Origin of the sequence: Armatimonas sp., from assembly GCF_031410135.1 — a bacterium.
Classification (GTDB): Bacteria; Armatimonadota; Armatimonadia; order Armatimonadales; family Armatimonadaceae; genus Armatimonas.
In genome coordinates, this window is the sequence record NZ_JANNYP010000762.1 from 1 (window position 1) to 8342 (window position 8342).

Here is an 8342-nt window from a genome sequence, read left to right on the forward strand (position 1 = left end):
TTTTTCAATATTCGCAAAATCATTACAATAATATCCTTTCAGAACGCGGTCTCGTAGCGGACTTAAGGAACCCTATCTTTGATTGCGTTAAATCTGAGCTGCCGAAGAGACAGGATATTACTGCCGCGAAGTCTATACGAATACGTGTGTCGGATAGTAGCCCGCAAGTAACCGATTCTGCTGGCAATCCTGTCGGAAAGCCGGAAAATAAAAGGACTATTGGGATTTTATTTTATCCTGAAGTGGGTGCTGCTTTTGCGGGTACCGGCTTTTTCTACAATAGTAGCTTGCGCGCAATTATTCCCCCCTACTGTGCAAGTCCTCCCTAAAAGTTAGGGCGGCGGGAACCGGGTATAATCGATTCATGGTCTCACCTGAAATGATCCGCCACGCCTACGAGAGCTGTGTGCGGGAGAGAGTGCGGCGGACGCCGCTTTATACGTCGGGGGCGGTCTCGGCGCAGACGGGCTGCGTGGGGTTGCACCTGAAGATGGAGAACCTGCAGGCGACAGGCTCGTTTAAGATTCGTGGGGCGACCTGGCGGATCGCGATGATGACCGACGAAGAAAAGGCGCGGGGGGTGATCGCGGCCTCGGCGGGAAACCATGCGCAGGGCGTGGCACTGGCGGCGCGGATGGCGGATATTGCGGCGACGATCTTTATGCCGGAGCGGGCGAGTATTGCCAAAGTGAAAGCCACCGAGGGCTACGGCGCGACGGTAATTCTCGAGGGCGCGAACTTTGATGAGGCCGTGACGGCGGCAAAGGCGAGAGCTACCGAAACCGGCGCGGTCTTTATCTCGGCCTACGACGACGACGGCATTATCACGGGCCAGGGCTCGCTGGGTCTGGAGCTAATCGATGAGCTGCCCGAGCTGGACACGGTGATCATTCCCATCGGCGGAGGCGGGCTTTTCTCCGGTGTGGCGCGGGCGGTAAAAGCGGCGCGACCTCACTGCCGCATTATTGGAGTGCAGGCATCCGGGGCCAACGCGGCGGCGCAGTCGTTTCACGCGGGGAAGCTCCTGCCGCGCCTGACCCCGTGCGACACCATCGCCGACGGGATTGCGATCAAGGCTCCGAGCGAGCGCACGTTTGAGTACATCCAGACCCTCGCCGACGATATCGTGACTGTCAGCGATGAGCGCATCGCCGAGGCGATCTTGCTCCTGCTCACTCGCATGAAGGTGCTCGTGGAGCCGTCGGGTGCGGCAGGGCTGGCGGCGCTCCTCGCGCATCCGAATCTCGGGGTGGGGCAGACGGCGTGCATTCTCTGCGGCGGCAATATTGACCTCAAGCTCCTCTCGGATCTGATCGAGCGCGGGATGATCCGCACCAGCCGCTACTTCCACTTCTTCACGTCGTGCCCCGATCGCCCCGGTGGCCTCGCCGCGCTCCTCGACACGATTGCCAAAGCGGGCGGCAATGTCATGGAAGTGACCCACAACCGCATCAGTGCCGAGATTCCCTACGGTCGCACGGGAGTCGAGATGCTCATCGAAGTACGCGGCGAAGAGCACATCGCGCGTCTTGAGGCCAGCCTCCAGAGTGGCGGCTATCCTGTGCGGCGGCTGGACTGAGTCTACGGACAGCCAGGGGGGAGTGTCATGCGGTAAACAGCAGGTTTGCCCTTGTACTGCCCCATGCCGATCACCGTTCGCCCCGCGACCCGCATGGCTCCCTGAAGAATCCAGTCTGAGTTGGGGGGAAGCAAGGTTTGCAGGTCGCGGTAGCGTCCCGCCTTCCAGATAAAAGGCGTAATGGCGCCGGTGAGGGGGTTCTTCATCTCTCCCACTACCTTTCCCTCTGCATCAAGATCTGCATAACGGAACGGGAACTTACTAATGGGAGAAGACTGTTCCCAGAGTGGTTGAGGCTGTGCTGTCGGAGAAGTCCAGAGTCCCACTGTTGTCTCCTTGCCCTCGCGCTCCAGCTCCCCAATGAGGATTTTATCGTCCCCAATGTGGCGCGGGATACCTTTCCACGTGTTCAGCAGAAAGTCCCCCTTTGTATTGTTCGCCCAAGGTGACTCTTGCAAGAAGCCTTTCGAAAGTGGTTCCGGGTTACCATTACGCCACAGAGTTGCTTGGAGTCTACGGGGGGATTTCTCGGTCGCGCTATAGCCGATCAGTCCTTGCGAAACACTGACAACGCTTAAACTATTGGAGCCTACTTTGGGAAATGTACTTGAATAGCCCGGAAGTGGCGGGAGAGTTTGCCACTTCCCTTGCTGCCAGAGAACGATCCGCGAGCACTGATCTTGTTGTGTGATCAGCCCAACCAGCTCGCCGCTGGGAAGGAAGTCCCTCACCCCCCTCAAGGTTGCTCCTGGCACACGAAGTGTTTCTGCGACGGAGCTGCCAGGGGGCCACATGAGGTACTGTTTTCCGAAAGCCGCCCCACCTAGCCCTTCGTCACCTCTTGTTTTCGCACACTCTCCAGCGACAGTACCGTCAGTCGCTAAAGCGAACCCATTGATCGCTTGCAGATCCTCAGGAAATTGCAGTAGCTCAATGCGTGTCTGGGCGACGAGAGGATCGACACTGAGGGCGACAACCAAAGCTCCCCCCAGCGGCACACTCGTGAGTGCCAGCGCGACGATTCCCCCCGTTTGCCAGCGGCGGCGGGTACGGGCGGCGGGAAGAGCTGCCTTGAGCTGTGTGCGGACAGCTTGCACTTTCTCGTCGGCCAGGGTGTTCTCCACATGCCAGAGGCGGGCTTGGCGCTCCAGTTCTTCTTCGGTCATTTGATACTCTCCTCCGATAACAGCTCACGCAGGCGACGCGTGGCTTCAAAAACGCGGGCCTGGACGGTTCCTTGGGGCACGCCTAGAATCTTGGCGGCCTCTTTGTGGGTCCAGCCCTCCGCTTTGACTAGGATAAACGCCTCACGCTGGACTTCAGTCAGAGCGCGAATGGCGTGGTCTAAGTCCAGCCGCAGGGCGATGTCTTCGGGTACGGCTCGTGTACGCTCGTCCAGCAACTCGGTCTTGAGGGGCGAGCGTTTCTGATGGGCTCGCCAGGTGCGAACCGTGACCGTGTAAAGCCAGGTGGTGAGCCGTGCCTTGCCCAGAAAGAGCGGCAGGGTCTTGAGAGCCGCCACCAGCGCCTCTTGTGTGATGTCTTCCGCCTCCGCGACGCAGCCCGCACTCAGACGCAAGGCGAGGCGGTAGATTCGGTCTTTGTGCTCCAGAAGAAGCGCGGGGTCGGGCGTGAGCATGGCTATCAGAGAGTTAGTGGAGATTGTAGGCTATTTTGTTGTCTCAAAAATAAAAATACTCCCCACAAGCGTGCCACTTTGTCTCGTCAGGCGGCTTGGGAAGCCTCTTGCATGATCAGGCAGACAAGACTATAGAACGCCTGCCAAGCCTCGCGTGTCTCCTCAGTCAGCGGTACAGGGGCTTGCCTTTGCTCCAGTGCCCAGAGCAAAACATCTCCCACGACAACATAGTGGGCGCTCTGTGCCCCGTAGAGCTTGTGGTTGCGCCCCGACTGCCATAGAATCGGCACTAGGTTGTCCAGGCGATCCAGCCCCTCACGAAGCGCCTCTAACATCTGAGTAAACTTGACCTCCTGGACACAGAGACGATTATGAAAGAGGGCGCGGGTCTTGGGTGCGACCTTAAAGAGCTGACTATAGAAGAGAGCTGCCAGGGTCTGCTCCTCAGCCGCCTCACGAGCCAGTGCGCCCTCTAAAAGCTCCCGTACCTGCCTTTTTTGTGACTCCGTCATCTCTGTCCTCCTCCGTAAGACGGTAGCATCAGCCTTTCTTAAAGACCACACCGTCCTGGTTGGCGCTCACCACCCGCAGATTAAAACCCTTCAGCGACTCATCGGCTTGTAGGCTCCCTACGATGCTCTTGAGCGCCTTGGCACTGCCCCGCACCGTGATCTCCGTCAGCTCTGGGGTATAGTTCTTGAGCTCGGCACCGGCAATCCCCGCGAGCTTCTCAAGCACGGCGACAATCTGCGTGGCCTCGCTGTAGTCGCCCAGCCCTTGGAACTGAAGCGCACTAACTTTCATGTCCTCGATATCGTTCTCGGAGGCGAGAGGGATCTTCTCCATCAGCCGTGCGACAAGCTGCTGCACGGCGCGCTCGGTGCACTTGCCCGCCTGCGACTCGTTCCATGCTGTATTTTTGTCGGCGGGCTGAGGAGGAGTCTGAGCCTCTTCCGTCTTGTTCTTGTTCCCTAGTACCGAATTAAGACCGAGCTTGAGCAGCTCCGCACTCCCGAAGCCTTTGCTCAGCAGCGTGTTGATATCGCTCTCATCCGTGCCCTCAGTCACCAGCACACTGGAGGCGGCTAGAATATCACCGGTATCGATACTCACGAGGCGAACATCCATGCTCACCCGTAGCTCGAAAGGCTTGCCCCCCACTTTGTCTTTGACGGGCTTGAGCCTGCCAAGCACAGACTTGACAACCTCACCGCTCGCCGAGCTTTGTTTTTCGACGATGCCAAACTCGGTGATCTTGCCCATGATAGCCACTGCGGCTCCCTTGAGCTTGCCCAGTTCCAGAACCGCCGCTTTATCACCGTTGCCGGAGATCAGGCCCCGCTCTTTCTCGATGGCAGCGAGATCCGCACGCTCCACCACGCGGGCTCCTCGCATCACCAGCCCCTGTGTCACGCGATCGGCGATTTCCTGGCCCAACGGGATGTTATCCTTGATCTTGCGATCTAGCTGCTGAAACGTCACGACCATCACGCGCTTTGTCTTGGGGGCTTCGGCGGCAGCTTTGGTCGCCTCTGCGGGGGGCTGGGCCTGACAGATTCCTGGGAAACCGACGAGCAGTGTTGCAAGCGCCGTGAGCGCAAAAATCGTCTTGTTGTTGTTGATGTTCATCTTAGGTTCCTCACCGATTGGTTGTAAAGTTGTCCCCATCTTAGGCCCTCTCCGTAAAGCGCCAGTGAACTTAGCGTGAGAAAACCGTGAAAAATAAAAATGAGGATCTTTTTTCGGATTTGTTTATGCTTTCAAGGAGCATCGTATCTGCCCATCAGAGACCAAATCGTGGTCGAAATGGGGTGGGTACCGTGGACAAAGAAAAACATCCCCAGGCAGTCGCCTGGGGATGCATGAAAGTTGGCTACCTGCCTAGTTACCGGTGACTTTGAACTTCAACCGAACCCGGTTGTAGACCGCCTCCCGATCCTTGATATTAGACTTCAGCGCCCCGTAGCCAGCCACAGTGAGTTCCTCACCCGCAGCTCCGTTGGCATCTCCGTAGACACGCTTGGTGCGTGTATCGAAGTAGACATAGATGTTATCCCGTCCCACCACCGAGGAGATCGCACAGTCGTCGTCTGGGCTGCCCGTATCGCGATCGATGACAGAGATACAGATTGGAATCACAGATTGTGGCAAGCCCTGCTTGGCACTGCTCTTAATTTCCTTGGTCGTACGCATACCATCATCCCACTTAAGAGTTTCTACCTTATCCGCGATTCGGACAGTTACGGAGAAATCTGCCTGAGTACCTACTTCTCCAAGTAAAGGTAGATCGACTTTATCTAATGTGCCAGTAACATCGTAGACCTCCGTAATATCTACCTTGACGCTGTGAGTAGGTGCCAGGTTCTTGGTGCTATTGGGAGCCCAGGCACTCAGGTCAGAGCCTTGTACAGCGATCGGTCCTGCATTGCGAATCAGCTCGTTGTGCATCCAAAGCCCACTGCCCACATTGAACATCTCGGAGCCATGGTTGTCCGTATCCCAAGGCATCCGTGTTCCAAAGCGGCTCCCGTAGAGCCCCTTCCACCACCAAGGCTTGCTCACACCACCCGTCACTCCTAGACCACTGTAGGAGTCAAAACCACAGAATCCATCCGTATCGTTCTCACCATCAGGGGTGGGGGAATACTCACCAGCGGTCAGGATATCATAGACCGTCCCGGCCACCAGGCTCGGCCAGACGACAGTCACTCCCTGGGCACGTGAGATATTGGAGCCGACACCTTTATTTGGTGAGCCGACAAGATCAGCCTCAGGGATAGCGGTTTTCCCCCAAGGTCTCGTGTTCTCAGCACCGTAGCCCATCCGATGCAGGAGCGACTCGATGATAAAGAGTGACCCGGCATCTGTGGCAAAGCGCTCCCCCTCCATGATGTCAAAGAAGTTGTGGGGGCGCATCTTCCCCCCCGTGAGAAACGGAGCACGCTTTCGGTCAAAGAACAGTCCTCCTGGGTTGCGTCCCCCCATGGTGTAGAACGGCACGATGCTTCCATCCACGCGCACTGCCTTCTCAGGAGAGAGGAGCCCCTTGTTGTACTCCGCCATGCGCTTGATATCCACCAGCGAGTCGCGGTCTCCCCCAGCGGACTTGACCGCATCCGTGAGCGCACCCTGAAGCTCAACGAGGTTTCGTGTGATGAAATCAGGCGTAATGGCATTCAAAACGGGGTACTTTTTTAGGCTGGCGTCATTGGGTAAGATCGCGGAACCCAGCTTGAGAACCTTATCCATATCGGGGCACATCTCCGCCATCGGGGTGCCGGTATGCGGCGTTCCCATAGTCGTCACATGCACCACACGGCGGCGGATAAAGTCCGCCTTGCGCCGCTGATCTGGGTTTAGACTTCCCCCAAAAAGGTCAGGCCCTGTCGGGTTGGTCAGAATCGCACGTGCCACAATTCCCCCAAAGCTGTGCCCCACGAGGTAGAGCTGTGGTTGGTTCGGCTCACTCAGGTGCCCAAAAGTGCGCTGGTAGGTGTCGTAGATCTGCTCAATCGCCTCCCCCACTTGTAGCATCAGGTGCTTGGAGCCATCGCGGTAGGTCACCATTACCCCGGTAGTCGGGTTGTCGGACTGTCGGAACATCGCTTCTACGTAAGCCTTAGGGTCTCTCTGCGCAGCCTTTGAAGCCCCCTCGTGGCGGAGGAAAAGAAGATTACTATAGGGAAGGATCACGGGGGCAAAATTTGTTTTAGGGGGCACCGTGGGAGTAGGTGTTGTCTTGGGAGCAGGTGTTTCCTTGGGGTCGGGCTCTTCGTCAGGTTCCACAGGGATTTTATGCTTCGGGCCAAATCCCAGCTCGACAAGCGGGTCCTTCGCAGGGGGATAGACTTTCCCGCCTACCACCGATCCCGCATACGACCAGTTGGCAGGGTTATAATCTTCTATAGTCGTCGGGGCCGCATCCAGCGTGACACCACAATCTCCTGCTAGTGCCTGTGCAGACTCAGGGTAGTGCTGAATGACCTTCACCTGATCTCGTCCGGGGGCTCCCATGAGCGCTTGGATAAGATCCATGCCCCAGTACCAGCGTGCGTGCAGTGGGGTATCAATTCCCTCGTAGGGCGCGCTTGTCGGGCGATTGGTCACGCCATGCATCAGCACGACGAGTCGGGGTCGCTTAGGCGAGAAAGCAAACGACTTGGGCTCCTGCGGGACAGTGTTCACTCCCACTTTAGCTGCGCCGCTCGTTTGAACGCCTTGGGAGGCAGCCGGATTGGCGCTACACAGTACGAGGGGGAGAAGTGCTACCAGAGCACGGGGGGCGAGTTGTCGAAAGTTCAGAGTTTTCATTTTCAGGTTTCCTTAGGTCAGGGTTTAAAGTTGTCCCCATCATAGGGGGCTACCGTAAAGTGCCTGTGAATCTACCGTGAGAAAACCGTGAAAAATCAAATTTACGAGTTATTTTTTAGGCTTCTTTTGCAGCTTCCTGCATGATAAGTGCGACCAAGTCATAGAATGCCTTCCAGGCTGCCCGGACTTCGTCGGTGATGTGCTCCGCGCCGAGCTTTGCCTCCAGAGCGTAGAGAAGTGCCTCCCCGACGACAGCATAGTGCGCCTCTTCTGCCCCATAGAGCTTATGGTTGCGCCCCGACTGCCAGAGCACTGGCACCAGGTTGTCTAGGCGATCCAGGTTGCTGAGGAGTGACTCCAGCATCTGGGTGAACTTTGCCTCCTGAAGGCTGAGCTTATTACTAAAGAGAGGGCGAACGCCAGGAGCGACGGTGAAGAGCCGCTGGTAGAACAGCGCGGCCAGCGTCTGGGTGTCCTTGGGATTTTGGATAAGTGCCCTCTCCAAGAGGGAGCGCAGGAGTGCTTTTTGAGACTCCGTCATGGTGATGCCTCTTCCGATTCGGGGTAAAGCTGGGGAATCAAGACCGCCTCAGCCAGCTCGTACTTGAGGGCTCGGTCTCGCTCTGACTGAAATAGCTCGGTGCCCAGCGCTTCTTCGAGCTGCTTTAGATCGTCATCGAAGGGATCTTCAAAGTCGTACTGTTGCTGTGGCTGAAGGAGTTCCTCTAGGCGCAGAAAAGTTCCCCAGAGGTGAGCTGCCACGCGCTGACGCGAGAGAGAGGAAGAGAGAGTAGGAGCCTGAGTGGCTTCTTT

Annotated in this window: 9 protein-coding genes; 2 read left to right on the forward strand and 7 right to left on the reverse strand. The window is 57.2% G+C overall.

The annotated features are described in order from the left end of the window. Both RMO15_RS27865 and ilvA read left to right on the forward strand, forming a co-directional pair. The coding region (locus RMO15_RS27865; RefSeq protein WP_309720651.1) for a hypothetical protein at window positions 1-329 on the forward strand (329 nt) is incomplete at its 5' end. A 35-nt stretch (window positions 330-364) separates the two neighbouring features. Further along, window positions 365-1579: a threonine ammonia-lyase gene (gene ilvA / locus RMO15_RS27870; protein WP_309720654.1), complete on the forward strand. Its 1215-nt coding sequence runs from the start codon at window positions 365-367 to the stop codon at window positions 1577-1579. A gap of 2 nt (window positions 1580-1581) precedes the next feature. Here ilvA and RMO15_RS27875 read toward each other — a convergent pair whose 3' ends face one another. The 7 genes from RMO15_RS27875 to RMO15_RS27905 all read right to left on the reverse strand — a co-directional run. Then, window positions 1582-2745 (reverse strand): hypothetical protein, encoded by a 1164-nt coding sequence (locus RMO15_RS27875; protein WP_309720657.1) that lies wholly within the window; start codon window positions 2743-2745, stop codon window positions 1582-1584. Next, entirely contained in the window at window positions 2742-3218 is a 477-nt protein-coding gene (locus RMO15_RS27880; protein WP_309720659.1) for an RNA polymerase sigma factor, read from the reverse strand. Before RMO15_RS27880 ends, RMO15_RS27875 begins: the two co-directional genes overlap by 4 nt. A gap of 86 nt (window positions 3219-3304) precedes the next feature. Continuing rightward, a complete protein-coding gene (locus tag RMO15_RS27885) occupies window positions 3305-3730 on the reverse strand; it encodes a globin domain-containing protein (protein ID WP_309720663.1) in 426 nt (141 codons plus the stop codon). A gap of 28 nt (window positions 3731-3758) precedes the next feature. Continuing rightward, entirely contained in the window at window positions 3759-4886 is a 1128-nt protein-coding gene (locus tag RMO15_RS27890; protein WP_309720666.1) for a CsgG/HfaB family protein, read from the reverse strand. 213 nt (window positions 4887-5099) lie between these two features. Then, window positions 5100-7529 (reverse strand): hypothetical protein, encoded by a 2430-nt coding sequence (locus RMO15_RS27895; RefSeq protein WP_309720669.1) that lies wholly within the window; start codon window positions 7527-7529, stop codon window positions 5100-5102. 115 nt (window positions 7530-7644) lie between these two features. Next, window positions 7645-8070 (reverse strand): globin domain-containing protein, encoded by a 426-nt coding sequence (locus RMO15_RS27900; RefSeq protein WP_309720672.1) that lies wholly within the window; start codon window positions 8068-8070, stop codon window positions 7645-7647. After that, a partial coding sequence (locus RMO15_RS27905) for a hypothetical protein (RefSeq protein WP_309720675.1) occupies window positions 8067-8342 on the reverse strand: 276 nt, incomplete at its 5' end. The genes RMO15_RS27900 and RMO15_RS27905, both read right to left, overlap by 4 nt.

Excerpts from the sequence above, each read along its gene's own strand:
- ilvA (WP_309720654.1), top strand. The coding sequence starts at position 365 with ATGGTCTCACCTGAAATGATCCGCCACGCCTACGAGAGCTGTGTGCGG.
- RMO15_RS27875 (WP_309720657.1), bottom strand. The coding sequence starts at position 2,745 with ATGACCGAAGAAGAACTGGAGCGCCAAGCCCGCCTCTGGCATGTGGAG.
- RMO15_RS27880 (WP_309720659.1), bottom strand. The coding sequence starts at position 3,218 with ATGCTCACGCCCGACCCCGCGCTTCTTCTGGAGCACAAAGACCGAATC.
- RMO15_RS27885 (WP_309720663.1), bottom strand. The coding sequence starts at position 3,730 with ATGACGGAGTCACAAAAAAGGCAGGTACGGGAGCTTTTAGAGGGCGCA.
- RMO15_RS27890 (WP_309720666.1), bottom strand. The coding sequence starts at position 4,886 with ATGGGGACAACTTTACAACCAATCGGTGAGGAACCTAAGATGAACATC.
- RMO15_RS27895 (WP_309720669.1), bottom strand. The coding sequence starts at position 7,529 with ATGAAAACTCTGAACTTTCGACAACTCGCCCCCCGTGCTCTGGTAGCA.
- RMO15_RS27900 (WP_309720672.1), bottom strand. The coding sequence starts at position 8,070 with ATGACGGAGTCTCAAAAAGCACTCCTGCGCTCCCTCTTGGAGAGGGCA.